Source organism: Cupriavidus sp. L7L, assembly GCF_004353535.1.
GTDB classification, from domain to species: Bacteria; Pseudomonadota; Gammaproteobacteria; order Burkholderiales; family Burkholderiaceae; genus Cupriavidus; species Cupriavidus oxalaticus_A.
This window is the reverse complement of record NZ_SMNY01000023.1, coordinates 1-25192: the sequence shown is the minus strand read 5'-3', so window position 1 is coordinate 25192 and position 25192 is coordinate 1. Positions and strand designations below refer to the sequence as shown.

Sequence of the window (25192 nt, the reverse complement as noted above, 5' to 3'; positions counted from 1 at the left end):
TCAGCTTTGCGAGATACGGTTAAGGTGGTCCTGCAGTTCCGCATTGCTCAGCGTGTCCAGCGGCAGCGTCAGCAGTTGCAGCATGCGGTAGCCGATGGCCTGCCGGGTCAGCTCGAAAGCCTGCCGCTTCTTTTCGTCGCCGCCTTCCGTGTTCGACGGGTCAGGGTAGCCCCAATGCACCTTCACCGGGCTGCCCGGCCAATACGGGCACGCCTCTGCGGCGGCACTGTCGCACACGGTGATGACCACCCGCATCTCAGGGGCATTCTCGCCGACAAATTCATCCCAGCTCTTGCTGCGGAAGTCGCTGACGTCGACGCCAGCATTGCCAAGCACCTCGATGGCGAACGGATTGATGCGTCCGCTGGGCGAGCTTCCGGCGCTATAGGCGCGCACATCGCGGCCAAACTGCTTGGCCAGATGGTTCAACATTCCTTCGCTCAGCACACTGCGGGCCGAGTTGTGGGTACACAAAATCAGTACGTTGGTGGTCATGGGGCGCTACGAAATAGTCAGATGCGGAGGGAATGCGTATCACTGTCTCCCGATGTCCTTAACAGCCTTCTGAAGTGCGACGGCGTCCAGCTTCGGAAGCGGCAATGACAGGAACAATTCGATACGGCGCTTGAGCGTAATGGTTGCGTCGTTGATGGCTTGCTGCTTCTGGGCCTCGGTACCCTCACAGGCAGCCGGGTCGGGGACGCCCCAGTGCGCTGTCATCGGCTGGCCTGGCCATACCGGACAAACTTCGCCCGCTGCCTTGTCGCACACCGTGAAGACAAAATCGAGTTTCGGCGCCCCGTCTTGTGAGAACTCATCCCAGCTCTTGCTGCGAAAGGTGGTCGTGTCCAGCCCGTGGCGAGCTAGTGCCGCCAGTGCGAGGGGATTGACTACGCCAGTCGGATGACTGCCGGCCGAATAGGCGCGGAAGCTCCCCTTGCCCAGATGGTTCATCAACCCTTCCGACAAAATCGAGCGTGCCGAATTGCCGGTGCAGATGAACAGCACGTTGTAGGTCTTTTCGTTCATGACGGACCCTTAGCAGCAGGAAGGCTTGGCGTTGACCGCAATGCCGATCGGCTTGCCCTTCGGAGCTCGGGGGGCGCAACAGGCCGACTCCTGGCCAGCAGCGTCGACTTTTCGGGATTCGCCGTACACCGGCACATTGCCCAAGGTATGGAAGTGCTCCCACGCGATGCCTTGGGGGTCCGTGACCCAGTACTTCTCGCTTTTCGCATAGCAGCAGGTGGTCTCACCTTCGTCGAGCAACGCCATGTCGGCTGCTTCGGCTCGCTGCTTCAGTTCGGCCAGTTCGGCCGCGTCGTCTGTCTGAAATCCGAGGTGGTCGACGCCAGTCTCCGCGCCACGGGCCGAGATGGCGAAGTTCACGCGGGGATCCTCCAGCATCCACTTCGCATAGTCCACTTTCACGACCGTTGGCTCGGCTGCGAAGAGGGCTGAGTAGTAGCGAATACTGGCAGAGAGATCGGCGACGCTGACGTGAACGTGGAAGCGCTTCATGATTTGGGCTCCAAGGCGACGGAACAGGTGGACACAGGCGAGCACGGATTGCCACTGCAGCAGTTCTCCGTGAGGTAACCCAGCAATCTGTTCATGGTCTCGAAATGAGCCATGTAAATAATTGAACGACCGTCCTGCCTACTGGATAGCAGCTTGGCGCGGTGCAACTCCTTCAGATGAAAGGAGAGGGAGGACGCCGGCATTGCCATCAGCTCGGCAATCCGGCCGGCGGGAAGTCCCGCGGGACCGGCCTGCACCAGCAGCCGGAACACGGACAGGCGTATCGAATGGGCGAGCGCGGCGAGCGCTTCAAGGGCGTGGTCGGTTTCCATTTTTCGAAAATATTCGAATTATAGAATTCTGTAAAGTGAAATTTCTGTGTCCCCTGGCGACTCTCTCTTTCAGCTCGGTTGCTACGGCGAACAAGCGCATATGGCACGGAAGTGAGGGGAATGCGGCATGCCACAATAGCGCCACATACGAAAAGCCAACTTGAACTCCCACCTGCTCACGAGCGCCAACGTAAACTCTTGTTTCGCAAAGGCCTTTTTGCTAACCTGTTGTAAATTAAGGGCAATGATTCCGATTCACACGGCAGGGGTCACAGGTTCAATCCCTGTACCACCCACCAGCATTCAGGGAAAGCCAGCCTCGCGCTGGCTTTTTTCTTTTGCGCCTGCCGCGCCTCACTTCTGGGAGGCGCGAGATGCACCCTTAATCGCGCCTTTCCGCACACCTGCAACAACCCCCTGATCTGTTGCAAACAGTTTCGAATTCTCCCTTGACATCTGCTAATCTTGAACGCGTGGCTCGGCAATGGGCGAGGCAGGCAAGATAAGCCCCGGACCGGGACACGGGTCAGTGCGCACAAGAAAGACGTCAATCATGCAGCACTCTTTGAAGTACCGGATGGCGTTCGCCACGGCGGGTGTGGTGACGCTGATCATCGTGCTGCGCGCCCTGTACGCCCAGTACTACGCCTACGACAGCCTCAAGCACCTGCGGCAGCAACAGCAGGACACGCTGGTCGAACTGGTGGCGGAGCAACTGGACGAAAAGGTGCAAAGCCGGGCCGCGACGTTGCGCCGTGTAGCCCGGCAGCTGTCGCCGATGCTCGCAGCCAGGCCGGCGGAGCTGCGACGTGCCGCCGAAGGCATGGTCGACATGCCGGACCAGTTCAACGGCATCTTCCTTGCCGCTCCTGACGGCCAGCTGGTGTTCAGCACCGCCGTGCCGGACAACGTGCGCCTGCGGGTGGACGACCGCGACTATTTCCGTGATGTCCTGCGCGGCCAGCCGCTGGCGGTGTCGGACCTGATCCAGGGCAAGCTGACCAACGCACCGGGCATGGTGCTGGCCGTGCCGCTGCTCGGGCCCAACGGCGAATTGCGCGGCGTGGTCGGCGGCGTGCTGAACCTGTCGGCCAGCAATTTCCTGCGCGAGCTGGCGCACAGCCGGGTCGGCGATACCGGCAGCTTCTGCCTGGTGTCGGCCGGCGCCAGTCCGCGCTACGCCATGCATCCCGACCCCAGCCGCGTGCTGACGCCGGCGCGCGCGGTCGACGAGGCCTGCGGCGCCGAACGTCCCGCCTCGATGCTGGAAGTGGTCCGGCCGACGCAGCCCATCGTGGCGCGCCACCTGCTGCAGTCCAACGGCTGGCAGGTGGTAGCCGTGCTGCCGGCGGCCGAGGCCTACGGCGTGCTGGTCGATGTGCGCCAGCGCACGATGGTCATTGCCGGGCTATCGCTGCTGTTCGCCGCCGCGCTGATGTGGCTGGTGATGCGCCGGCTGCTGGCGCCGCTGCAGCGGCTGCACCGCGCCGTGCGCCAGATTGCCACCACCCCCTCGGCGCTGGCGGATCTTCCCACCGGCCGGGCCGACGAGATCGGCGAGCTTGCCACCAGTTTTGCCGAGGTGGTGGCGCAGCTGTCCGAGCGCGAGGCCGCGCTGCAGGCCGCCAAGGACCGCGCCGCCGAGAGCGAAAAGCGCATCGAGGCCATCGCCAACCACGTGCCGGACTTCGTCTCCTTCATCGACCGGCAACAGCGCTACGCCTTCGCCAACCAGGCCTACGCGCAGCATTACGGAGTGCCGGCGCAGCAGATCGTCGGGCTGTCCTTGCGCGAGTTGTGGGGCACTCACGAATACATGGCCTGCCAGCCATACGTCGAGCAGGCCTTCGCCGGCCGCGCGGTGACATTCACGCGCGAAAGCCCGGATGGCAACGAGTGCATGGAAGTCACCTACCAGCCGGCCTGGAACGATGCCCAGGACACCGTGGTCGGGCTCCATATGTTCGCGCGCAATGTGACGCACGAGCGCCAGAAGCTGCGCAACCTGGAGGCCCAGACCGTCTCCGACCATCTGACCGGCCTGCTTAACCGCAAGGGCTTCGACCGGCGCCTGGCGGAATGCATGGCGCGCACGAGTGCCGGCGGCCGCGCGCTGGCCCTGCTGCTGGTGGACCTGGACGACTTCAAGGCGGTCAACGACAACTACGGCCATCCGGTCGGCGACCGCCTGCTGGTGGCGTTCGCGCAGCGCCTGCGCGCCTGCGTGCGCAAGGGCGACGCGGTCGCGCGCATCGGCGGCGACGAGTTTGCGGTGATCCTTGACGGTGTATCCGACTGCGGCGCGATGGATTCGGTTGCCAACGCCATCGTGCAGTCCGCGCGCATGCCGCTGGTGATCGACGGGCATTCGCTGTCGGCCACGGCCAGCGTCGGTTCGGCGCTGCATCAGGGGCGCCAGGCCATGACCGTCAGCGAGCTGTTCATGCACGCGGACATGGCGCTGTACGAGGCCAAGCGGCACGGCAAGGCGCGCTATGCTGCCCAGCGCGATTGCACCCCTGCGGACAACGCCGACTCCATGGTGGTATCGGCGCCGTCCCAGGAGCCTGCCGGCTTGCCGGCCTGACGGATAAAAAAACGGGCGCACCAGGCGCCCGTTGCTGGTGACAGCGCGCCGGGAGGCAGGCCTTGCGGCCAGCCGGCGCCGCTGGTCAGCGCACCTTGCCCTCCTTCCATGCCTGCAGCAGCTTGTCGTAGGGGATGGTCTCGCCCTTCGGCTTCTCGTTGGCCAGCTTTTTCCATGGCGCGTGGTCGCTCGACAGCCACTTGGCCGGGTCGCCCTTCGGGTTGAGCTTGGGTGCGCAATTGCTCATGCCGGCGCGCTGCAGCCGTGCCATCACCTGGTCCATCTCGTCGGCGAGCGTGTCCATGGCGGCCTGCGGGGTTTTCTCGCCGGTCACCGCGGTGGCCACGTTCTTCCACCACAGTTGCGCCAGCTTGGGATAGTCGGGCACGTTGGTACCGGTCGGCGTCCAGGCCACGCGCGCCGGGCTGCGGTAGAACTCGATCAGGCCGCCGTACTTGGCCGCGTTCTTGGTCAGGTAGTCGTGGTTGATGTCGCTGTCGCGGATAAAGGTCAGCCCGGTCAGCGACTTCTTCAGCGATACCGTCTTCGAGGTGACGAACTGCGCGTACAGCCACGCGCCGGCGAGCTTGTTGGGATCGGTGTTCTTGAAGAAGGTCCACGAGCCCACGTCCTGGTAGCCGTTCTGCATGCCCTGCTTCCAGTACGGGCCGTAAGGCGACGGCGCCATGCGCCACTTGGGCGAGCCGTCGCCATTGACCACCGGCAGGCCCTTCTTGGTCATGTCCGCGGTAAAGGCCGTGTACCAGAAGATCTGCTGCGCCACCTGCCCTTGCGCCGGCACCGGCCCGGCCTCGGAGAAGGTCATGCCCATCGCCTGCGGCGGAGCGTATTTCTTCATCCAGTCGATGTACTTGGTCAGCGCATAGACGGCCGCGGGGCTGTTGGTGGCGCCGCCGCGCGCGACCGAGGCGCCGACCGGCGTGCACTTGTCCTCGGCCACGCGGATGCCCCACTCGTCGACCGGCATGCCGTTGGGCAGGCCCTTGTCGGCGGTACCCGCCATCGACAGCCAGGCATCCGTGAAGCGCCAGCCGAGCGAGGGATCCTTCTTGCCGTAGTCCATGTGGCCGTAGACCTTCTTGCCGTCGATCTCCTTGACGTCGTTGGTGAAGAAGTTGGCGATGTCTTCATAGGCGGACCAGTTGGTCGGCACGCCCAGGTCGTAGCCGTACTTGGCCTTGAATTTGTCCTGCAGGTCCTTGCGCGCGAACCAGTCGGCGCGGAACCAGTAGAGGTTCGCGAACTGCTGGTCGGGCAGCTGGTACAGCTTGCCGTCCGGCGCGGTGGTGAACTTGGTGCCGATGAAGTCCTTCACGTCCAGGCCCGGGTTGGTCCACTCCTTGCCGGCGCCGTTCATGTAGTCGGTCAGCGGCAGGATCGAGCCATAGCGATAGTGCGTGCCGATCAGGTCCGAATCGGAAATCCAGCCGTCGTAGATCGACTTGCCGGACTGCATCGAGGTCTGCAGTTTCTCGACCACGTCGCCTTCCTGGATCAAATCATGGTTGACCTTGATCCCGGTGATTTCCTCGAAGGCCTTGGCCAGTGTCTTGGACTCGTACTCATGCGTGGTGATGGTCTCGGACACCACGCTGATCTGCGTGACACCCTTGGCCTTGAGCCTGGCGGCGGCGTCGATAAACCACTTCATTTCCGCCTGCTGCTTGTCCTTGGATAGCGACGAGGGCTGGAACTCATTGTCGATCCACTTCTTCGCTTCCGCCTCGCCCGCCAGGGCGGAGGTACCGCAAGCCAGCGCAGCCGCGCAGGCAAGGGCTGTCATCCCCAACTTCACGTGCACTTTCATCGGTGTCTCCTCATGAATTCCCCTCCCCGGCTATGGTCTGGGTGGCGGCCCCGGGGCAGGGATAAGCCGCTATACCGTTATCTCCCATCGAAGCGGAAACTGCTGGCCCCGATGGGCCCGTTCAGCCCTTGCGCAGGATCAGCGCCAGCACCAGCATCGATACGCCGAAGCTGATCCAGACAGACGGTTCCTCGGCCAGGGACAGCCACGCGGTGAGCTTCTCGCCCAGCCCGACCCATGCCAGGTTGACCCACGCCGCGCACATCAGGCCGATGAACAGCCGGTCGCCGCGGGTGGTGGCGATTGGCAGGAAGCCCTTGCGCAGCACCGAAGGCGAACGGATTTCCAGGACGGTCATGCCGATCAGCATGACTACGATGCAGGCGAAGAACACCGCGACCGGTGTCGTCCACACCATCCAGCTCAGCATTGCCATGTCTCCTTGTCTTGAGCGCGCGCGCTTTTTACCTGCGTCCTATACGCGCCCCATCGCGAAGCCCTTCGCGATGTAGTGCCGCACAAACCAGATCACGATGCCGCCTGGCACGATGGTCAGCACGCCGGCCGCGGCCAGCACGCCCCAGTCCATGCCCGATGCCGACACCGTGCGCGTCATGGTGGCCACGATCGGCTTGGCGTTGACCGAGGTCAGCGTGCGCGCCAGCAGCAGCTCCACCCAGCTGAACATGAAGCAGAAGAACGCCGCCACGCCCACGCCAGCCTTGATCAGCGGCAGGAAGATGGTCAGGAAGAAGCGCGGGAAGGAATAGCCGTCGACGTAGGCGGTCTCGTCGATTTCGCGCGGCACGCCCGACATGAAGCCCTCCAGGATCCACACCGCCAGCGGCACGTTGAAGACCAGGTGGGCCAGCGCCACGCCCAGGTGCGTGTCCATCAGGCCGATGGTGCTGTACAGCTGGAAGAACGGCAGCAGGAACACCGCGGGCGGTGTCATGCGGTTGGTCAGCAGCCAGAAGAACACATGCTTGTCGCCGATGAACTGGTAGCGCGAAAACGCGTATGCCGCCGGCAGCGCGACCACGATCGAGATCACCGTGTTCATCGCCACGTAGATCATCGAATTGAGGTAGCCGGAGTACCACGACGAATCGGTGAAGATGGTCTTGTAGTGCTCCAGCGTGAAGTCGGCCGGCCACAGCGACAGCGTGGAGACGATTTCCTCGTTGGTCTTGAACGACATGTTCACCATCCAGTAGATCGGCACGATGGCGAACAGCAGGTAGACCAGCAGGAAACCGGCGCGCCACCAAGTCGTGGTGGTGGCCTGGGTGCGGATTTCAGCCATGGGGCATGTCCTCGCTGCCGGCGGTGCCCGCGCGCTGCATCCAGTTATAGAGGATGAAGCACAGGAGCAGGATGATCAGGAAGTAGACGATGGAAAACGCCGCCGCGGGGCCAAGGTCGAACTGGCCCACGGCCTTCTGCGTCAGGTATTGCGACAGGAAGGTGGTGGCGTTGCCGGGACCGCCGCCGGTCAGCACGAAGGGCTCGGTATAGATCATGAAGCTGTCCATGAAGCGCAGCAGCACCGCGATCATCAGCACCCCGCGCAGCTTGGGCAGCTGGATGTGGCGGAACACCGCCAGCCGCGAGGCGCCATCGATCTGCGCGGCCTGGTAGTAGGCGTCGGGAATCGCGCGCAGGCCCGCGTAGCAGAGCAGCGCCACCAGCGGCGTCCAGTGCCAGACATCCATCACCAGCACCGTGACCCAGGCATCGAAGGCGCTGCCGGTGTAGTTGTAGTCGAAGCCCATCGCCTCGAGCGCGGCGCCGAGCAGGCCGATATCGGTGCGCCCGAAGATCTGCCAGATGGTGCCGACCACGTTCCATGGGATCAGTAGCGACAGCGCGATGATCACCAGCGCCGCCGATGCCTTCCAGCCCCTGGCCGGCATCGACAGCGCCAGCAGGATGCCGAGCGGAATCTCCACCAGCAGCACCGCCAGCGAAAAGCCCAGCTGGCGCAGCAGCGCGTCGTGCAGTTCGCCGTCACGCAGCACGGTGCGGAACCATTCGGTGCCGACAAACACGCGCCGCTCGGGCGAGATGATGTCCTGCACCGAGTAGTTGACGATGGTCATCAGCGGCAGGATCGCCGAGAACGCCACGCATGCCACCACCGGCAATACCAGCAGCCAGGCCTTCTGGTTGACGGGCTTCATGACACCAGCTCCTCGTTGACGTAGTAGCAGGTATGGCGGTTGAACACCGACAGCCAGGCCGTGTCGCCGGCGCGCAAGGCGGCCGCCTCGGCCCCCAGGCGGGCACGCAGCGTTGCAGCCTGCGCGCCCGCTTCCTGCACGCTGCCGGTCACCAGCCAGTAGGTGCCGATGTCCTGCGCGCGCTGCACCTGTATCGGCACTGCCTGCATAGGGCGCTCCTCGCGCTCCGGTGCCAGTTGCAGGTACTCGGGCCGCACGCCGATGCGGAAGCTGCCCGCCGCGCGCAAGGCCGCAGCCACCGATGGCGCCAGCGCCGGCGTGTAGCGCCGGCCTGCCACCTCGATGGCGTCGTCGCGCCACTGGCCCGGCAGGAAGTTCATGCCGGGCGAGCCGATGAAATGCCCGACGAAGGTGTGTGCAGGCCGCTCGAACAGCGCATCGGCAGGCCCGACCTGCACCGCCTTGCCGCGCGACATCACCACCACCTGGTCGGCAAAGGTCAGCGCCTCGGTCTGGTCGTGGGTGACGTAGATCAGCGTCAGGCGGAATTCGTGGTGGATTTCCTTGAGCTTGCGCCGCAGCTGCCATTTCAGCTGCGGGTCGATCACCGTCAGCGGCTCGTCGAACAGGATCGCCGAGACGTCGTGCCGTACCAGTCCGCGGCCCAAGGAAATCTTCTGCTTGGCGTCGGCGGCGAGGCCGCTGGCGCGGCGGTCCAGCGTGGCCGACAGCTCCAGCATCTCGGCCACGCGTCCCACGCGCTCGCGCACCTGCGCCTCCGGCACGCCGCGGTTGCGCAGCGGGAAGGCCAGGTTCTCGCCGACGGTCATGGTGTCGTAGATCACCGGGAACTGGAACACCTGTGCAATATTGCGCGCCTGCGGCGTGGCGCCCGTGACGTCGCGTCCGTCGAAGGCAATGGTGCCGTGCGAAGGCCGCAGCAGCCCGGAAATGCAGTTCAGCAGCGTGGTCTTGCCGCAGCCTGACGGGCCCAGCAGCGCATAGGCGCCGCCGTCCTCGAAGGTGAACTTCAGCGGCAGCAATGCGTAGTCGTCATCGTTGCGCGGATGCGGCAGGTAAGAGTGCGCAAGGTCCAGGTCGATGCGTGCCATCGTCAGCCCCCCGCCGCCGCCGCGGCACCGGCTGCCGCCCCGCCCGGCACCCCCGCGGCCAGCCCGCCGGGCCGCCGCGGCGCATGGATGCGCCGGCCGGCCGCGTCGAACAGGTAGATCTGGTCAGGCAACAGGTGCAAGGACACCGGTTCGCCCAGCCGCAGGTCGAGCACGCCGGCGAACTGCGCCACCAGGTTGCCCACCGGCGTATCGGCATGGATAAAGGTGTCCGAGCCCGACAGCTCGGCCAGCGCCACGTGCCCCGGTACCGCGACCGCGCCCGGTTCGCCTGCCAGGCGCAGCGCCGACGCGCGCACGCCCACGGTGACGGCTCCCTCACCTCCGCCGGCGCCGCCGGCGCCGGACACCGGCACCGAGATGCCGCCGGCAAGCGTGACCCAGCCGCCGTTGAGCGTGCCCGGTACCAGGTTCATCGGCGGATCGTTGAAGGCGCGCGCCACGCGCAGCGAATCGGGATAGTGGAAGACGTCGGCGGTCGGCCCATACTGCAGCAGCTCGCCGGCATCGAGCACGGCCGTATGGCCGCCCAGCAGCAGCGCCTCGCCGGGTTCGGTGGTGGCGTAGACCACGGTCGCATCACCATGCGCGAACAGCTGCGACAGCTCTTCGCGCAGTTCCTCGCGCAGCTTGTAATCCAGGTTGACCAGCGGCTCGTCCAGCAGCATCAGCGGCGCTTCCTTGGCCAGCGCACGCGCCAGCGCCACGCGCTGCTGCTGGCCGCCCGACAGCTCAGACGGGTAGCGGTCGAGCAGGTGGTCGATATGCAGCCGCGCCGCCAGCTCGCGCACGCGCGCGGCAATGTCGGCGCCGGCGGCGCCATCGCGACGCAGCCGCAAGCGCAGCGGAGAGGCAATGTTGTCGAAGACCTTGAGCGACGGGTAGTTGATGAACTGCTGGTAGACCATCGACACGTTGCGCTCGCGCACCGGCACGCCGGTAACGTCGTGGCCGTCGACCAGCACGCGGCCGGCGCTGGGCCGATCGAGCCCCGCCATCACGCGCATCAGCGAAGTCTTGCCCGCCTGGGTAGCGCCCAGCAGGATGGTCACCGCGCCGGGAACCGGCGCCAGCGTCATCGGATAGAGATACGCCTGCGAACCTGCGTGCTGCGCCACGGCCTCCAAACTCAGCTGCATCCGGTCTCCATGTTCGATATGCTTTTCGCATCACCACTTTCCGCGCGACGCAGGCGCACAGTTCTTGGCTTTCGACCGTTTTAGTAATAAAACGAACATAAAACAAGTGTGCACCGCATCATTTGTTTTCGTTTCTGTTTGAACTAGAATCCCGGCATGACGCTCAATCCACGCCAGACCGCCCTGCTCGAAGAAGTCCGCAGCCATGGCTTTGCCTCCATCGACGAACTTGCGCGCAAGTTCGGCGTCACGCTGCAGACGGTGCGGCGAGACGTCAACCTGCTGGCCGAGAACGGCATGCTGGCGCGCTTCCACGGCGGGGTGCGGGTGGAGGGCTCCACCACCGAGAACATTGCCTACCGGCAGCGTCAGGTGCTGAATGCCGAGGGCAAGGCGCGCATTGCGCGCGCGGTGGCGGCGGCGGTGCCGGAGGGCTGCTCGCTGATCCTGAACATCGGCACCACGGTGGAAGAGATCGCGCGCGAGCTGATGCAGCACCGCGGGCTGCGCGTGATCACCAATAACCTGAACGTGGCCAATATCCTGGCGGACAACCCCGACTGCGAGGTCATCGTCGCCGGCGGCGTGCTGCGCTCGCGCGACCGCGGCATCGTCGGCGAGGCCACGGTCGAGTTCATCCGGCAGTTCAAGGTGGATATCGGCCTGATCGGCATCTCGGGCATCGAGACGGATGGCACGCTGCGCGACTACGACTTCCGCGAGGTCAAGGTGGCGCGGACCATCATCGAGCATTCACGCGAGGTCTGGCTGGCGGCGGATACCAGCAAGTTCAACCGCCAGGCCATGGTGGAGCTGGCGCATGTGTCGCAGGTCGACCGGCTGTTCACCGATGAGCCGCTGGCGGCACCATTCGACCGGATCCTGGCCGACAGTGGGGTGAAGTGTGTGGTGGCGGAGCGGGAGTGAGCGTGCCGGATGTCCGGCTGCCGCTGCCGCGCTGGCGGGAGCGGGGCTGGCGTTGAGGGCGGGGGGCGGGACGGTGCATGCTGCGTCGGCATTGCGACGCGCCTGCCCTCTCCCCCGTCCCCTCTCCCGCACGCGGCAGAGGGGAGCAAACCCCCTGGGAAATCGAGGCTTACTTGAAGACGACGGTCTTGTGGCCGTTCAGCAGGATGCGGCGTTCGGCGTGCCACTTGACCGCCCGGGCCAGCGCCACGCACTCCACGTCGCGGCCCACGGCGGTGAGCTGGTCCGGGTCCATGCTGTGATCGACGCGCTCGATTTCCTGCTCGATGATCGGGCCCTCGTCCAGGTCGGCGGTGACGTAGTGCGCGGTCGCGCCGATCAGCTTCACGCCGCGGTCGTGCGCCTGGTAATAAGGCTTGGCGCCCTTGAAGCTGGGCAGGAACGAGTGATGGATATTGATGGCGCGGCCGGCGAGCTTGCGGCACAGGTCGTCGGACAGCACCTGCATGTAGCGCGCCAGCACCACCAGGTCGATCTTCTGCTCCTGCACCACGTCGAACACGCGCGCCTCCTGCGCGGCCTTCTGCTCGGCCGAGGCGTTCATCAGCGGCAGGTGGAAGAACGGCACGTCGTACGACGCCGCCAGTTGGTAGAAGTCGCGGTGATTGGACACGATTGCCGCGATCTCGACCGGCAGGCCGCCCACCTTGGCGCGGAACAGCAGGTCGTTCAGGCAGTGGCCGATCTTGGACACCATGATCATCACGCGCGGCTTGACAGAGGCGTCGTTCAGCTCCCACTGCATGCCGAACTGGTCTCCCACCGGCGCGAACGCTGCCTTCAGCGTGCCCAGGTCCGGGCCGCCGGCGGCCGCGCTGAAGTGCACCCGCATGAAGAAGCGGCCGGTGTACGCGTCACCGTACTGGTCCGAATCGACGATATTGCAGCCGTGCTGGAACAGCAGGCCCGAGACGGCGTGGACGATGCCCGGCTGGTCGGGGCACGAAAGGGTCAGGATAAATCCGGTGGTGCTCATGGTGTGTGGTTCTGTCGGAGGGGCGCGGTGTACGAGCCGGTGCGCGAGCCGGTGCGCGAGCCCAAGGGCCATCAAGGCCGCGAAGCCAGTGAAAGCCGTGAAAGCGCGGGCCAGGCCCGCTGCGCACGCTCAGGCGCGACGGTCTTCGGTGCCCGGCCAGCCGCGCCGGCGAAGGGCATCCAGCGTCACCAGCGTGGCGTCGACCGTCATGGCGCCGCTCGACATGATATCAAGCAATGCGGCCAGCCCCACGCGCTTGTGTTCGCTGACCTCGCCGTCCTGGTTGCTCGGGACGAATCCCGGCGGCAGCATCAGGTCATAGATGTAGACCTGTTCCCACTGCACGCCTTCGGGCAGGTCGCGCAGCACCTCGACCATGCCGTGCGGCTGCACGCGCCCGGCCAGCGCCGGCGGGATGCCGGACTCTTCCTCGCACTCGCGCACCAGCGTGGCGAGCGGGTCGCTGCCGTGCGGCATGCCGCCGGCGACCAGGTTGTCCCACATGCCGGGGTCGACCGATTTGCCGGGACTGCGCCGCGAGATCCACAGCACGGGGCCGGCGCCGGTATCGGCCATGTCAACGATCCCGTTCATGTGCGAGGCAAAGGTCAGCAAACCCAGGAAGCGCGCCGCCGCGCGCTCGACCGCCGCCAGCGCGGGCGCGTCCAGCGCCGGGGTGACCGCGAACAGTTCATGGCGCCAGCCGCGCACGTGCCCGGCCTCGGCCAGCTGGTGCGCGAGCGCGGCCAGCGCGGCGCTCAGCACTTCGAAGCCGGAGCGTCCCGGCAGCAATGCCACCGCGGCGGTGCCATCCGCGGCGCCCTCCTCCGGGCCGAGGATGCAACCCATGCCGCGCAGGATCGCGGCATGCGCCCGGGGCAGCCAGCCGACCTGCTGGCCGCCCACCATCAGGCGCAGCTTGCTGGCGGGATCGAAGCGGGTGCGCGCCGCCAGCGAGGCGGCGATGCGTGCCATGTGGCTGGCGTCGGCGCCATCGCCGGACGGAATTCCAGACGGAACGCCGGACGGCACCGCGGGCGGCAGGGAAAAGATGTCGGCCATGTCAGATCGGGGCGCCGGCCGGGCCGGCGCATCTTGTCATTTTCAGGATTGAACGCATGAACCAGGCAGCAACGCAAGCCCAGGCGCAGCACGCCGGCCCAGGCCGGCACGCTTCCGAGCCGCACTTTGTTCTGGCGCTCGACCAGGGCACCAGCAGCTCGCGCGCGATCCTGTTCGACCACGCCGGCAGCGTGGTGCGGCTGGCGCAGCGCGAGTTCCGCCAATACTACCCACATCCGGGCCATGTCGAGCACGATCCGTATGAAATCTGGCAGTCGCAGCTGGCGGTAGCGCACGAAGTGCTGGCCGATGCCGGCATCTCCGCCACGCAGGTGCGCGCCATCGGCATCACCAACCAGCGCGAAACCACGGTGCTGTGGGACCGCAAGACCGGCGAGCCGGTCGGGCGCGCGCTGGTCTGGCAGGACCGCCGCACCGCGCCGATGTGCGAGGCACTGCAGGACGCCGGCCATGGCGAGCTGTTCCGCGAGAAGACCGGGCTGGTCATCGATGCGTATTTCTCCGGCACCAAGCTGCGCTGGATGCTCGACAACATCGAAGGTGCCCGCGAACGCGCGCAGCGCGGCGAGCTGGCGTTCGGCACGGTCGACAGCTGGTTGATCTGGCAGCTGACCGACGGCGCGCGCCACGTCACGGACGTGTCTAACGCCTCGCGCACAATGCTGTTCAATATCCACCGCTTCGAGTGGGACGACGCGCTGCTGGCGCTGCTCGACATCCCGCACGCGCTGCTGCCCGAGGTAGTGCCGTCCAGCGGCGAGGTGGCGCGCACCGCGGCGCGGCTGTTCGGCGTCGAGATCCCGATCGCGGGCATCGCGGGCGACCAGCAGGCGGCCACCTTCGGCCAGGCCTGCCTGTCGCCCGGCATGGCCAAGAACACCTATGGCACGGGCTGCTTCCTGCTGATGAATACCGGCACCGAACCGGTGGCATCGCACAACCGGCTGCTGACCACCATCGGCTGGCAATTGGGCGGGCAAACCCAGTATTGCCTGGAGGGCGGCGTCTTCATGGGCGGCGCCACCATCCAGTGGCTGCGCGACGGCCTGAAGATCATCAACAGCGCGCCCGAAGTTGAGCCACTCGCACGCCAGTGCGACGACACCGGCGGCGTGGTGCTGGTGCCTGCTTTTGCCGGCCTTGGCGCCCCGCACTGGGACGCCTTCGCGCGCGGCACGCTGGTCGGCATGACACGCGGCACCGGCCGGCCGCAGCTGGCGCGCGCGGCGCTGGAATCGATCGCGTTGCAGAGTGTCGACGTGCTGGAAGCCATGCAGAAGGACGCCGGCATCGCGTTGGCCGAGCTGCGCGTGGACGGCGGCGCCTCGCGCAGCGACCTGCTGATGCAGATGCAGGCGGACCTGCTCGGCACCTCGGTGGTCCGTCCGCGCGTGACCGAGACCACCGCGCTGGGCGCAGCCTACCTCGCCGGCCTGGCCACCGGCTACTGGAGCGACCCCGCGCAGATCGCGCAGCAATGGCAGGTGGAGCAGCGCTTCGAGCCCACCCTGTCGGCTGACGAACGCGGTCACCGGCTGGCGCGCTGGCACCGCGCCGTCGAGCGCGCCCGCGACTGGGCGCGCGAGGACGAAGCCGGCGCCGCCGGCTGAACGCCGGCCGCCCCCAACGCTCCGCCAAGACCGTACACACCCCGAACCAAGCGCCATGCAGAAAGCCTCCACCCCGACCCAGCCCCCGACCCAGCCCCCCAGCCGGGCCGCCCTGCTTTCCACCCTGGAGCGCGAACCGCGCTGGGATGTCATCGTCATCGGCGGCGGCGCCACCGGCCTCGGCACCGCGGTCGATGCCGCCTCGCGCGGCTACCGCACGCTGCTGGTCGAAGCCGCCGATTTTGCCAAGGGCACCTCGAGCAAGGCCACCAAGCTCGTGCACGGCGGCGTGCGCTACCTGGCCCAGGGCAATATCGGCCTGGTGCGCGAAGCCTTGCACGAGCGCGGCCTGCTCGCGCGCAACGCGCCGCACCTGGTGTGGCCGCTGGGCTTCGTGGTGCCGGCGTACCAGATGTTCGACCAGCCCTTCTACGGCATCGGCCTGAAGGTCTACGACCTGCTCGCCGGCAACCTCAACCTGGCCGGCAGCCGCTGGCTGAACCACCAGGAGGTGCTGGCCGCCGTCCCCAACCTGGCCGAGCACGTCAGCGGGCGCCCGCTGCGTGGCGGCAACCTGTACTTCGACGGCCAGTTCGACGATGCGCGGCTGGCGGTGGCGCTGATGCGCACCCTGTTCGACGTGGGCGGCACCGCGGTCAACTACATGCGCGTGACCGGCCTGAGCCAGCAAGGCGGCGTGATCTGCGGCGTCACGGTGCAGGACGCGCTGGGCGACGCCACCTTCCGGCTGCGCGCCGATTGCGTGATCAATGCCACCGGGGTCTGGGTCGACGCGGTGCGCCAGATGGAGGACGGCCATGCCCGCACCCTGGTGGCCCCGAGCCAGGGCGTGCACCTGACGCTGCCGCGCAGCTTCCTGCCGGGCGAGAGCGCCATCCTGATTCCAAAGACCGACGACGGCCGGGTGCTGTTCGTGGTGCCGTGGAACGGCCATACCATTGTCGGCACCACGGATACGCCGCGGCGCGACCTGCCGCTCGAGCCCGATGCCGGCGCCGACGATGTCGATTTCATCCTCGAGACCGCGTCGCGCTACCTGGCCAAGGATCCCACCCGCGCCGACGTCACCAGCGTCTGGGCCGGGCTGCGGCCACTGGTCAAGGCTACCGGCGAAGCTTCCACCGCGTCGCTGTCGCGCGAGCATACGATCCTGGTCTCTAAGGCGGGGCTGATCACGGTCACCGGCGGCAAGTGGACCACCTATCGCAAGATGGCGGAGGACGTGATCGACACCGCGATCCAGCGGCAGATGGTGCGCGCCGCGCCCTGCGTGACCGGCGACCTGCCGCTGCACGGCGCCGCCGGACTGCCGGCGGAACTGCCGCTGGCGGATGCGCCCGCCCCGGACCGCTACTACGGCAACGAGCTGGCCACGCTGCGCGCCCTGCCCGGCCAGGACCGCGTGCTGGCGGCGGCATCGGGCCTGACCGAAGCGCATGTCCGTTTCGCGGCCCGGCACGAACTGGCACGGCGCGTCGAGGACGTGCTGGCGCGCCGCAACCGCGTGCTGTTCCTCGACGCGCGCGCTGCGCTGCAGGCCGCGCCGGCAGTGGCCGCGATCCTGGCCGAAGAGTTCGGGGAAAGCGAGGCCTGGCAGGCGCGCGAGCTCGACAGTTTCCGCGCGCTCGCCGCCGGCTACATGCTGGGCGGCGCTGCGCAACCCGAGGAACCGGCCGCCGCCGCCCGCGTCTGAACTGGCTGGCCAGAACCGCTAGAAAGGGCCCACCGACATGACTCGCCCGACCTTGAACGCAATCCGCATCATTGCCGGATCCGACGCCGACGTTTGAGGCAACGGCGTTCCGGGCGATAATGCGGGGATTGAATCAGGGAGAACACCATGGACGAGATTGAAGATCTGTCCGATCTGCCGATGCCCCGCTTTATCTGGGGCTTCGCCGTTATCGCCGGCAAGAGCGGCGAGGTCATGCACGACGAGTTCGAGTATCTGACCCATACCCGCAGCCCGCGCTTTACCTGCCGCGTGGTCGAGCTGGAAGACATGCCGGCCGAGAGCGAGGAAGACGCCATCGACGGCCGCATCGTCCACCATGACGATCCGCGCCGGATGTTCTATATCACCGACGCCGGCATGGCACTGGTCAACTTCCAGTTGTTCGACAAGATGCCGGACAAGCAGAAGTTCAAGCGCGTCTGCGACGAAGCCATTGCCAACTGGATGCTGCGCCGCGAATTCCTCGACGAGGAGGAAGAGGACTGACCCACCCGCTTCCGGCCCCGCCGGATCGTTGCGGCCGCCTGCGCGGCCGCGCATTTATCAGGCCTGGTCCTGCTCCGGCGGCAGCGCGCCCGTCAGCAGTTCATTGAGCAGGCCGGTCATGCCACCGGGATGATCGACGGCCAGCGCCTGCAGGCGCCGCGCCAGCGTGGCGTCCAGCTTGCACGCGAACGGCACCAGGCCCTGCTCCTGGTCCAGCCGGCGCTGTTCACGGCGATCCGGCCGCGCCCCGCCGCCGCCAGGAATCCCGCCCCGGGCCGCCGAGGCCTGTTTCAGGCTGTTGGCGATCTTCAGGCCCTTGTTCTTTTCCAGGTCCGTTTTCTTCACGGCAATTTCCGAAAGTCTGTCGAGGCCGGCATTGTACGCGCAGGCTGCGGCCGGGCACGGCAACGACCGCGCGCTGGAACATGCGACGAGTCGCGTTACGTGTCGCTGACTTCGATCAGCTCGGCCGCCACGCGCTGGATTTCCGCGTAGACCGGGATGGCGTCCATCGGGCCGGTGCAGCCTACCGCCGTCGCCTGGCTGGCATCCGCACCCGGCGGCAGGAAGACGAAGGCCATGCCGGGCTGCCAGCCGGGATGCTTGCGCAGGCTGTCATTGAGGATGTCGAGATACTGCGCGCGCGTGAAGACGTGCCTTGCCATCGCTACCTCCGGATCCACTGCCGATGCACCCTGCGGGCGCGGGAGTCATGGCGGGGATCGTAGCATGGCAACCATGGCCGGCGTCACCTTGCGGCGCCGGCCCGCGCACGCCTCAGCATTCGCCTTTCTTGGCGTGGCCCGGCGGACAGTGGTAGTCCTTCTTGCCTCCCTTGCCATTGCCCTTGCCACCGTGGCCGCCCTGGTCCCAGCGGCCCGGCACCAGCACCCAGCCATCGCGCGACTGGATCCAGCGCGGCGACTCATAGACATAGCCCGGCCGCTCGCGTTCCCAGCGGCCCTTCTTCCACGCGTGCTTATGGTGGTGGTCGTCCCAGTCCCAGTAGCCCGGCATCCAGACATAGCCAGGGCGCGGGATGGGAATGGCCTCGTACATCGGCGCCGGCGGCGGCACGCCGATGGCAATATTGACCGACACCTGGGCGATCGACGCCGCACTGAAGGCGAGGCCGGAACCCAGCATTGCCGCCAGCAAGACAATCCGGACCGGCCGGAGCGCGAGATGTGTCATGGAATCCCTTTCTCGTGGAGGAACACGCGCACAGTCTAGCGCGCGCCCGCCGCGGCGCCATGTAAGAAAGGGTTTCGGTGGATCACAAAGATGCCGGCGCGCAACACTCGCCTGCACGCCGGCGGCATCAGTGATCCTCTGCCATCGCCTTGAGCTGAGCGTCGCCGGCATCGCGCGCGGCGTCCGCGGTGGTGAAGGTGTCATCCGAGACGATGGCGCGCCGGACCTGCCGCGCATCGAAGTCGACCAGCGCGATCACCCAGACATAGCGCCCAGCCTGGGGAGCGGTCTGCACGAAAGCTTTCAGGTTCGGCCGGGTTTCACTCGCCATGATCCATCTCCTTGAGAAACGTTCTGGAAACGTCGTTGCGGGAAGTGCCGTAACACAAAGGTGTCTGAAAACTCTAGCACACGGTCCGAGCCCTTACCCAGCTTACCCAGCTTACCCGGCCTACCCCACCGCACCCGGCCGCACCCGGCCGCACCTGACCTTACCCGGCCCATTGCAAGTGTTGCGTGAAGCACCGCGAAGCCCGGCTGCTTGATCTTTCAGTCCGCGTCGCAGCAACCGATAATCAGTCCACTGGCGACCGCCGGCCGGCAGCCCAGCCCTCCGTCCGAACGCTTGACCGCCCGGAACCGGCGCCCGGACCATAGCCGCTTACGCTGTGAGCCGCCTCAGTCGCCGAACGGATTGGGCGCGCGGTTCTCGAGCGACTCGTTCAGGTCGAACTCGTCGCGCACCTTGTCGACCACCGCGCGGATGCTGGCCTCATAACCGGTTGCGTTGCCAAAGCCGCTCATGTCCCAGTTGCGGCCGCGGGCATCGCGCGCATGCGGCACCGGCGCGGGCACGCGGACTTTGGCGCCGTCCTCGCCGACTTCATAGATTTGCTGGATGCGCCGGCTGACCTCGTCCTGCAGGGCACGCCGGCCACGCTCGCGCTTGGCCATGACTGACTCCTCGATGCATGCGCTGGCATCCTAGCATGGTGCGCCCGCGTGGTTCAAAGTGCGGCGATCGCGGCCTGGTAGGCCGAGTGGAGCCGCGCGAAGACCGGTCCGGGCACGCCGGCGCCGACGGTGCGCCCGTCGATCGTAACCACCGGCAGCAGCTCCTTGCTTGCCGACGACAGCAACACTTCGTCCGCCCCGAACACGTCCTCCCTGGCGATCCGGCGCGCTTCCAGCGGAATCTCCAGCGCCGCGCAAACCTCTTCCATAAAGCCGTAGCGGATGCCTTCCAGGATCAGGTTGTCCTTGGGCGGCGCCAGCACGCGGCCATCGCGCACCACCCAGACGTTGGACGACGAGGCCTCGGTCAGCCAGCCGTCGCGGAACTGGATCGCCTCGATCACGCCGTGCTCGGCGGCATGCTGCGCTGCCATTACGTTGCCCAGCAGCGAGGTCGACTTGATCTGGCAGTTCAGCCAGCGCCGGTCCTCCATCGTCACGCAGGCCACGCCCTGTTCGCGCATGTGAGCGGGCGGCAGCGCCATCGGGTTGGTCATGATCAGCACCGTCGGCACGACTTCCTTGGGGAAGGCATGCGCACGCCGGGCTACGCCGCGCGTCACCTGGATATAGATCATCTGGTCCGACATCCCGTTGGCACGGACCACTTCGCCGATCAGTGCCTGCCACTGCTCGGCGCTGTGCGGGTCGGGTATCCCGATCGCCTCCAGGCTGCGGTGCAGGCGCGCGAGATGCTGTGTACCGCGGAACGGCTTGCCACCGTAGTACGGGATGACCTCATAGATGCCATCGCCAAAAATAAAGCCGCGGTCGAGGACCGGAATGCGGGCTTCGGACAGCGGGGTGAGGGAACCATTGAGGTGGACGACGGGGTCGGTCATTGTGCTTCAGGCGGTGGAGAGAATGAAACAATTCTTCCACACGCCCCACCGCGAGGTTATGCGCAATTTGCATCGGATTGCCGGCTGGCGCGGCGTTGAAGCAGTGACGCCATTCACCCATGTGGGGGTGTTCGTTGCAGCACTTCCTGGCCAGAATCAAGGTGTCGTGAGTTGACCCCTCTCGGCATTTCCCGCAGCCCGCATTCGTGCGGGCTTTTTTTCATCCCCAGAATTGGGGATGCGCGCCGTGCCGGCAACGGCGACGATAAGACCGGGCGGACTGCGACACGCCCAACGCCATTTCAAGCCCTCGCCTACCCTGGCCGAGGGCTTTTTCTTTGCCTTCACTAGGGCAAGCCCCGCCAGGGCGCGATCCGTTGACCGGGTGTCGTCGTCCAGGCACAACACCTCTATTTAGAGGGATGCGCCATCCCATGCGGCTATACGACCATCGTCATGGGCGGTTCCGCGACTCGCCCACCACTACTTCAAGCCCTCGACTACCCTGGCCGAGGGCTTTTTCTTTGGTTGGCGCAAAGAGGCTGTGGCCCATTCGCACCGCAACAAATCTTTACAACTGAGCCCGTGAATTCCGGCAGGGTTGCTCTAGCCTTCCCCCATGCTTTCCGAAGGAGACGGCCATGCCTTCGTCGCGGGACACATTCAAGCTGCGCCGCCCTGGGCGCCGGACGATGAACTGGCATGACGTTGCCTTGATTTCGGCGGCATGGATTGGATTGTGTCTGGGGCTTGGGTGGACGCTTTCCAAAGCGGCCGGGACCTTCGAATAAGGCTGCGCTGCGTCCTCGTCGAAACAGCGATGGGAATAGCTCCCCACCGAATGGGGATGCAAATGTCTTTACATTTGCCGGAGAATGCTCGGGTCGTGAGTTGACCCCTCTCGGCTTTCTACCCAAAGCCCGCCGCTGTGCGGGCTCTTTTTTTCATGCAGGCCCTGTCAGGACGCTGCCGGACCTGGCGGCACCTCTGTTTAGAGGGATGCGCGCCCCGGGCGATTGCACGAACATGGTTATGGGCGTTTCCGTGACTTGCCCACTTTCTTCAAGCCCTTCATGCCCTCGCCCACCCTGGCCGAGGGCTTTTCTTTGCCGGAGTCGGCCTCTGTCCGAACACAGGCCCGGTGACACTGCCATGGCAGTTCCGGCGCCCCGCGCGCATCCCGTGCGGGTCGGCGCAGAAAGCAAAAAAGCCGTCCAATTGGACGGCTTCGGCTCACTGCGGATGTTCTGGCGGAGAGAGGGGGATTCGAACCCCCGATAGGCTATTAACCTATACACGCTTTCCAGGCGTGCGACTTAAACCACTCATCCATCTCTCCGGGAAGTCCGCGATTATAGCAGAGTTGCCCGACGAATCTACAAGTTCGTGCGGCGCCGTCCTAGCCCCGACGCAAATACGTCACCAGTCTGTCGATCACCGGCGCGTTGCGCGGCGTGAGCAGGCTGACGATGATCGCTACCGCAAACCCCGCGGGCACGCCAAAGGCGCCGGAAGCGATCGGGTCGACGCCGAACCAGCGGTTGCCGAAAATGCCGGTCATGCGGGTGAAGAACGGGTAGTTGACGAAGATATAGTAGACCGCCACGCCAAGCCCGGCGGACATGCCGGCGACAGCGCCGGCCGCAGTCGTCCGGCGCCAGAAGATGCCCAGCACCAGCACGGGGAAAAAACTCGATGCCGCCAGCGAGAAGGCAGCGCCGACCAGGAACAGGATGTTGCCTGGGCGCAGCGATGTAACGTATGAAGCGAACAAGGCAACGCCAAGCAACACGATCTTGGCCGTGGTGACGCGGCGCTGGTGGCTCGCCTGGCGGTCGACCATGTGATAGAAGACGTCGTGCGACAGCGCATTGGCGATGGTGAGCAGCAGGCCGTCGGCGGTCGACAGCGCCGCCGCCAGCGCGCCGGCGGCGATCAGGCCGGAGATGACATAAGGCAGTCCGGCGATCTCCGGGGCGGCCAGCACGATCATGTCGGGCTGCAGCAAGATCTCGGCCCATTGCACGATGCCGTCGCCGTTGACGTCGCGGATGCCGAATACCGGCGGATCGACCTTGCGCCATTGCACCACCCATTGCGGCAGTTCCGCATACGACGTGCCGACCAGGTGCTCGAAGAACTCGTACTTGACCAGCGCGGCCAGCGTCGGCGCGGACACGTACAGCAGCGCAATGCAGAACACGGCCCAGGCCACCGAGTTGCGGGTCTCCTTGACGGAGGGCGTGGTGTAGAGGCGCGTCAGGATATGCGGCAGGCTGGCGGTGCCGACCATCAGGCAGAACACAAGCAGCACGAAATTGAGCCGCTTGGTCTTGCGCTCCTGCTCGGACGCCGCCGGGTATGGCTCGGTGGACGACATCGAATGCCGGCTGCGCGCAAGCGCGTCTTCGCGCTGCAGGTTCCACTGCTGCTGTGCGGCGGCGGGATCGCGCGGGAATTCCAGGCGCTCGCGTTCCAGCGCCTTGATTTCGCGCAGCGGCGCATTGCGCGCACGCAGATCCTGCAGCCGCGCGTCCAGCGTGTCGCGCTCCTGCTGGAAGGATGCCGGCAGCCGGGCGATGCGCTCCTGCAGCAGGATGGCCTGCTGCTTGTAGTACTCGCGCACGGCCTGCTCGGCGGGCTCGCGCTCCAGTTCCTGCTCGCGCGCATCGAGCTGCGCCAGCAGCGTGCCGTAGCTGAGCTGCGGCACCGCTTCCTGGTGATGCTTCCACGCGATCATCGAGACCGTGACCAGGAAGGCGACGATCATCATGATGTACTGCGCCACCTGCGTCCACGTGACCGCGCGCATGCCGCCCAGGAACGAGCACACCAGGATGCCGGCCAGGCCGAAGAAGATGCCAACGGCGAATTCCACGCCGATGAAGCGCGTCACCACCAGCCCTACCCCCTGGATCTGCGCCACCAGGTAGACGAACGAACACAGCGACGCCGCCAGCACCGCGATCGCGCGCACCGGCAGGTTGCCGCCGGGCTTGCCGTTGCCATAGCGCGCGGCGAGAAAATCCGGAATGGTGTAGCCGCCGTACTTGCGCAGGTATGGCGCCAGCAGGAAGGCCACCAGGCAATAGCCTCCGGTCCAGCCCATGACGTAGGCGAGGCCCTCGTAGCCGGATGCGAACAGGATGCCGGCCAGCCCGATGAAGGACGCGGCGCTCATCCAGTCGGCGGCGATCGCCATGCCGTTGAACAGGGCCGGCACGCGCCGCGAGGCGACGTAATACTCGTTGAGGTCGGAGGTGCGGCAGATCAGCCCGATGCAGGCATAGATCGCGATGGTGATGAAGAGGAAGACATAGCCGAGCCACAAGGCATCGGCGTTGGAACGCTCCAGCAGCCCCATCATGCCGACGAAGCCAAACAACCCCAGCGTGAACAGGCCGTAGTACAGCAGCAGCCGGCGGCGGAAGCGCGACTGGGCATCAGGCATGGGCGGCGGTCCGTGGTCGGTGGGGCGCTATCGTAACAAACCCGCCGGCGCGCGGGAACGCGGCGGCGGGCTGGCAGGGGGCACGGCGGAAGGGTTACTGTGCCTGCTTGAGCTGGTCCAGGATCGCCGGGTTCTCCAGCGTCGAGGTGTCCTGCGTGATTGCCTCGCCCTTGGCCAGCGAGCGCAGCAGGCGGCGCATGATCTTGCCCGAGCGCGTCTTGGGCAGGTTGTCGCCAAAGCGGATGTCCTTGGGCTTGGCGATCGGGCCGATTTCCTTGCCGACCCAGTTGCGCAGCTCGGTGGCAAGCTTGATGGCCTCTTCGCCGTTCGGGCGGGCGCGCTTGAGCACGACGAACGCGCAGATCGCCTCGCCGGTCATGTCGTCGGGGCGGCCGACCACCGCGGCCTCCGCCACCAGCGGATTCGCCACCAGCGCCGACTCGATCTCCATCGTGCCCATGCGGTGCCCCGACACGTTCAGCACGTCGTCGATGCGGCCCATGATGGTGAAGTAGCCGGTGTCCTTGTCGCGGATCGAGCCGTCGCCGGCCAGGTACAGCTTGCCGCCCAGCTCCTCGGGGAAGTAGCTCTTCCTGAAGCGCTCCGGATCGCCCCAGATGGTGCGGATCATGGCCGGCCACGGGCGCTTGACCACCAGGATGCCGCCATTGCCGTTGGGCAGGTCATGGCCGGTCTCGTCGACGATGGCGGCCATGATGCCCGGCAGCGGCAGCGTGCACGAACCCGGCACCAGCGGCGTCGCGCCCGGCAGCGGCGTGATCATGTGGCCGCCGGTCTCGGTCTGCCAGAAGGTGTCGACGATCGGGCAGCGCTCGTTGCCGATGTTCTTGTAGTACCACATCCACGCCTCGGGATTGATCGGCTCGCCCACCGTGCCGAGCAGGCGCAGGCTCGACAGGTCGTATTGCTTCGGGTGGATCTTCTCGTCGGCCTCGGCGGCCTTGATCAGCGAGCGGATCGCGGTCGGCGCGGTATAGAAGATGCTGACCTTGTGGCGCGCGATCATGTCCCAGAAGCGGCCGGCGTTCGGGTAGGTCGGCACGCCTTCGAAC

The 25192-nt window shown here is 66.3% G+C and carries 26 protein-coding genes and 1 tRNA gene; 6 read left to right on the top strand and 21 right to left on the bottom strand.

Going from position 1 to position 25192, the window contains the following annotated elements; genetic code table 11:
* Genes E1J61_RS21685 through E1J61_RS21670 form a run of 4 tightly spaced genes read right to left on the bottom strand, consistent with a single transcriptional unit; the run spans position 1 to position 1853 of the window.
* Complete coding sequence (locus E1J61_RS21685; protein ID WP_133096074.1) at positions 1 to 495, bottom strand: arsenate reductase ArsC; 495 nt, start codon at positions 493 to 495, stop codon at positions 1 to 3.
* Between the two features lie 39 nt (positions 496 to 534).
* On the bottom strand, positions 535 to 1029 hold the full coding sequence (locus E1J61_RS21680) for an arsenate reductase ArsC (RefSeq protein ID WP_133096073.1): 495 nt from the start codon (positions 1027 to 1029) through the stop codon (positions 535 to 537).
* Between the two features lie 9 nt (positions 1030 to 1038).
* Positions 1039 to 1521 carry an ArsI/CadI family heavy metal resistance metalloenzyme gene (locus E1J61_RS21675; RefSeq protein ID WP_133096072.1) on the bottom strand — a complete coding sequence of 161 codons (483 nt, stop codon included), beginning with the start codon at positions 1519 to 1521 and terminating at the stop codon, positions 1039 to 1041.
* Positions 1518 to 1853, bottom strand: a complete 336-nt coding sequence (locus E1J61_RS21670) for a helix-turn-helix transcriptional regulator (protein WP_133096071.1) — start codon at positions 1851 to 1853, stop codon at positions 1518 to 1520. The genes E1J61_RS21675 and E1J61_RS21670 overlap by 4 nt, the downstream gene beginning before the upstream one ends.
* A gap of 553 nt (positions 1854 to 2406) precedes the next feature.
* On the opposite strand from E1J61_RS21670, the gene E1J61_RS21665 reads away from it, so the two are divergent.
* Positions 2407 to 4440 carry a diguanylate cyclase domain-containing protein gene (locus tag E1J61_RS21665; RefSeq protein WP_133096070.1) on the top strand — a complete coding sequence of 678 codons (2034 nt, stop codon included), beginning with the start codon at positions 2407 to 2409 and terminating at the stop codon, positions 4438 to 4440.
* An 85-nt stretch (positions 4441 to 4525) separates the two neighbouring features.
* Here the strand turns inward: E1J61_RS21665 and E1J61_RS21660 are convergent, their stop codons facing one another.
* From E1J61_RS21660 to E1J61_RS21635, 6 genes are all read right to left on the bottom strand, one after another.
* The gene (locus tag E1J61_RS21660; RefSeq protein WP_133096130.1) at positions 4526 to 6256 is read right to left on the bottom strand and encodes an ABC transporter substrate-binding protein; all 1731 of its coding nucleotides are present in this window, start codon (positions 6254 to 6256) and stop codon (positions 4526 to 4528) included.
* Positions 6257 to 6389: 133 nt separating this feature from the next.
* Positions 6390 to 6698 (bottom strand): DUF2160 domain-containing protein, encoded by a 309-nt coding sequence (locus E1J61_RS21655; protein ID WP_133096129.1) that lies wholly within the window; start codon positions 6696 to 6698, stop codon positions 6390 to 6392.
* 45 nt (positions 6699 to 6743) lie between these two features.
* A complete protein-coding gene (locus E1J61_RS21650) occupies positions 6744 to 7574 on the bottom strand; it encodes a carbohydrate ABC transporter permease (RefSeq protein ID WP_133096069.1) in 831 nt (276 codons plus the stop codon).
* Positions 7567 to 8451 carry a carbohydrate ABC transporter permease gene (locus E1J61_RS21645; RefSeq protein WP_133096068.1) on the bottom strand — a complete coding sequence of 295 codons (885 nt, stop codon included), beginning with the start codon at positions 8449 to 8451 and terminating at the stop codon, positions 7567 to 7569. The genes E1J61_RS21650 and E1J61_RS21645 overlap by 8 nt, the downstream gene beginning before the upstream one ends.
* A complete protein-coding gene (locus tag E1J61_RS21640) occupies positions 8448 to 9563 on the bottom strand; it encodes an ABC transporter ATP-binding protein (RefSeq protein WP_133096067.1) in 1116 nt (371 codons plus the stop codon). Before E1J61_RS21640 ends, E1J61_RS21645 begins: the two co-directional genes overlap by 4 nt.
* A gap of 2 nt (positions 9564 to 9565) precedes the next feature.
* Entirely contained in the window at positions 9566 to 10720 is a 1155-nt protein-coding gene (locus E1J61_RS21635; protein WP_133096066.1) for an ABC transporter ATP-binding protein, read from the bottom strand.
* Between the two features lie 156 nt (positions 10721 to 10876).
* Between E1J61_RS21635 and E1J61_RS21630 the strand changes: the two genes are divergently transcribed.
* Positions 10877 to 11647, top strand: coding sequence for a DeoR/GlpR family DNA-binding transcription regulator (locus E1J61_RS21630; protein ID WP_133096065.1), 771 nt, complete (start codon positions 10877 to 10879; stop codon positions 11645 to 11647).
* A 169-nt stretch (positions 11648 to 11816) separates the two neighbouring features.
* Here E1J61_RS21630 and purU read toward each other — a convergent pair whose 3' ends face one another.
* Complete coding sequence (purU, locus tag E1J61_RS21625) at positions 11817 to 12683, bottom strand: formyltetrahydrofolate deformylase (protein ID WP_063238204.1); 867 nt, start codon at positions 12681 to 12683, stop codon at positions 11817 to 11819.
* A gap of 129 nt (positions 12684 to 12812) precedes the next feature.
* Positions 12813 to 13745: a DUF4743 domain-containing protein gene (locus E1J61_RS21620; RefSeq protein WP_133096064.1), complete on the bottom strand. Its 933-nt coding sequence runs from the start codon at positions 13743 to 13745 to the stop codon at positions 12813 to 12815.
* A gap of 56 nt (positions 13746 to 13801) precedes the next feature.
* Between E1J61_RS21620 and glpK the strand changes: the two genes are divergently transcribed.
* The 3 genes from glpK (at position 13802) to E1J61_RS21605 (ending at position 17618) form a co-directional block, all read left to right on the top strand.
* Positions 13802 to 15376 (top strand): glycerol kinase GlpK, encoded by a 1575-nt coding sequence (gene glpK, locus E1J61_RS21615; RefSeq protein ID WP_133096063.1) that lies wholly within the window; start codon positions 13802 to 13804, stop codon positions 15374 to 15376.
* A gap of 55 nt (positions 15377 to 15431) precedes the next feature.
* A complete protein-coding gene (locus E1J61_RS21610; RefSeq protein ID WP_133096062.1) occupies positions 15432 to 17090 on the top strand; it encodes a glycerol-3-phosphate dehydrogenase/oxidase in 1659 nt (552 codons plus the stop codon).
* Between the two features lie 147 nt (positions 17091 to 17237).
* Positions 17238 to 17618 (top strand): hypothetical protein, encoded by a 381-nt coding sequence (locus E1J61_RS21605; RefSeq protein ID WP_133096061.1) that lies wholly within the window; start codon positions 17238 to 17240, stop codon positions 17616 to 17618.
* A gap of 57 nt (positions 17619 to 17675) precedes the next feature.
* Here the strand turns inward: E1J61_RS21605 and E1J61_RS21600 are convergent, their stop codons facing one another.
* The 6 genes from E1J61_RS21600 to E1J61_RS21575 all read right to left on the bottom strand — a co-directional run bounded on the left by E1J61_RS21600 (position 17676) and on the right by E1J61_RS21575 (position 20668).
* On the bottom strand, positions 17676 to 17969 hold the full coding sequence (locus E1J61_RS21600) for a hypothetical protein (RefSeq protein ID WP_165971519.1): 294 nt from the start codon (positions 17967 to 17969) through the stop codon (positions 17676 to 17678).
* An 89-nt stretch (positions 17970 to 18058) separates the two neighbouring features.
* On the bottom strand, positions 18059 to 18283 hold the full coding sequence (locus E1J61_RS21595) for a hypothetical protein (protein ID WP_029046345.1): 225 nt from the start codon (positions 18281 to 18283) through the stop codon (positions 18059 to 18061).
* Positions 18284 to 18395: 112 nt separating this feature from the next.
* Positions 18396 to 18812, bottom strand: coding sequence for a YXWGXW repeat-containing protein (locus tag E1J61_RS21590; protein ID WP_133096059.1), 417 nt, complete (start codon positions 18810 to 18812; stop codon positions 18396 to 18398).
* 127 nt (positions 18813 to 18939) lie between these two features.
* Positions 18940 to 19143 (bottom strand): hypothetical protein, encoded by a 204-nt coding sequence (locus tag E1J61_RS21585; protein ID WP_133096058.1) that lies wholly within the window; start codon positions 19141 to 19143, stop codon positions 18940 to 18942.
* A gap of 347 nt (positions 19144 to 19490) precedes the next feature.
* Positions 19491 to 19766, bottom strand: coding sequence for a hypothetical protein (locus E1J61_RS21580; protein ID WP_133096057.1), 276 nt, complete (start codon positions 19764 to 19766; stop codon positions 19491 to 19493).
* 53 nt (positions 19767 to 19819) lie between these two features.
* Positions 19820 to 20668 (bottom strand): D-amino acid aminotransferase, encoded by an 849-nt coding sequence (locus E1J61_RS21575; protein ID WP_133096056.1) that lies wholly within the window; start codon positions 20666 to 20668, stop codon positions 19820 to 19822.
* A gap of 22 nt (positions 20669 to 20690) precedes the next feature.
* Here E1J61_RS21575 and E1J61_RS37455 point away from each other — a divergent pair, with 22 nt between their 5' ends.
* Positions 20691 to 20843 (top strand): hypothetical protein, encoded by a 153-nt coding sequence (locus E1J61_RS37455; protein ID WP_165971517.1) that lies wholly within the window; start codon positions 20691 to 20693, stop codon positions 20841 to 20843.
* A gap of 1073 nt (positions 20844 to 21916) precedes the next feature.
* Here E1J61_RS37455 and E1J61_RS21570 read toward each other — a convergent pair.
* The 3 genes from E1J61_RS21570 to E1J61_RS21560 all read right to left on the bottom strand — a co-directional run.
* Positions 21917 to 22007, bottom strand: a tRNA-Ser gene (locus tag E1J61_RS21570).
* 60 nt (positions 22008 to 22067) lie between these two features.
* Positions 22068 to 24119, bottom strand: a complete 2052-nt coding sequence (locus E1J61_RS21565) for a sodium:solute symporter family protein (RefSeq protein ID WP_133096055.1) — start codon at positions 24117 to 24119, stop codon at positions 22068 to 22070.
* Positions 24120 to 24213: 94 nt separating this feature from the next.
* A partial coding sequence (locus tag E1J61_RS21560) for an AMP-binding protein (protein WP_165971516.1) occupies positions 24214 to 25192 on the bottom strand: 979 nt, incomplete at its 5' end.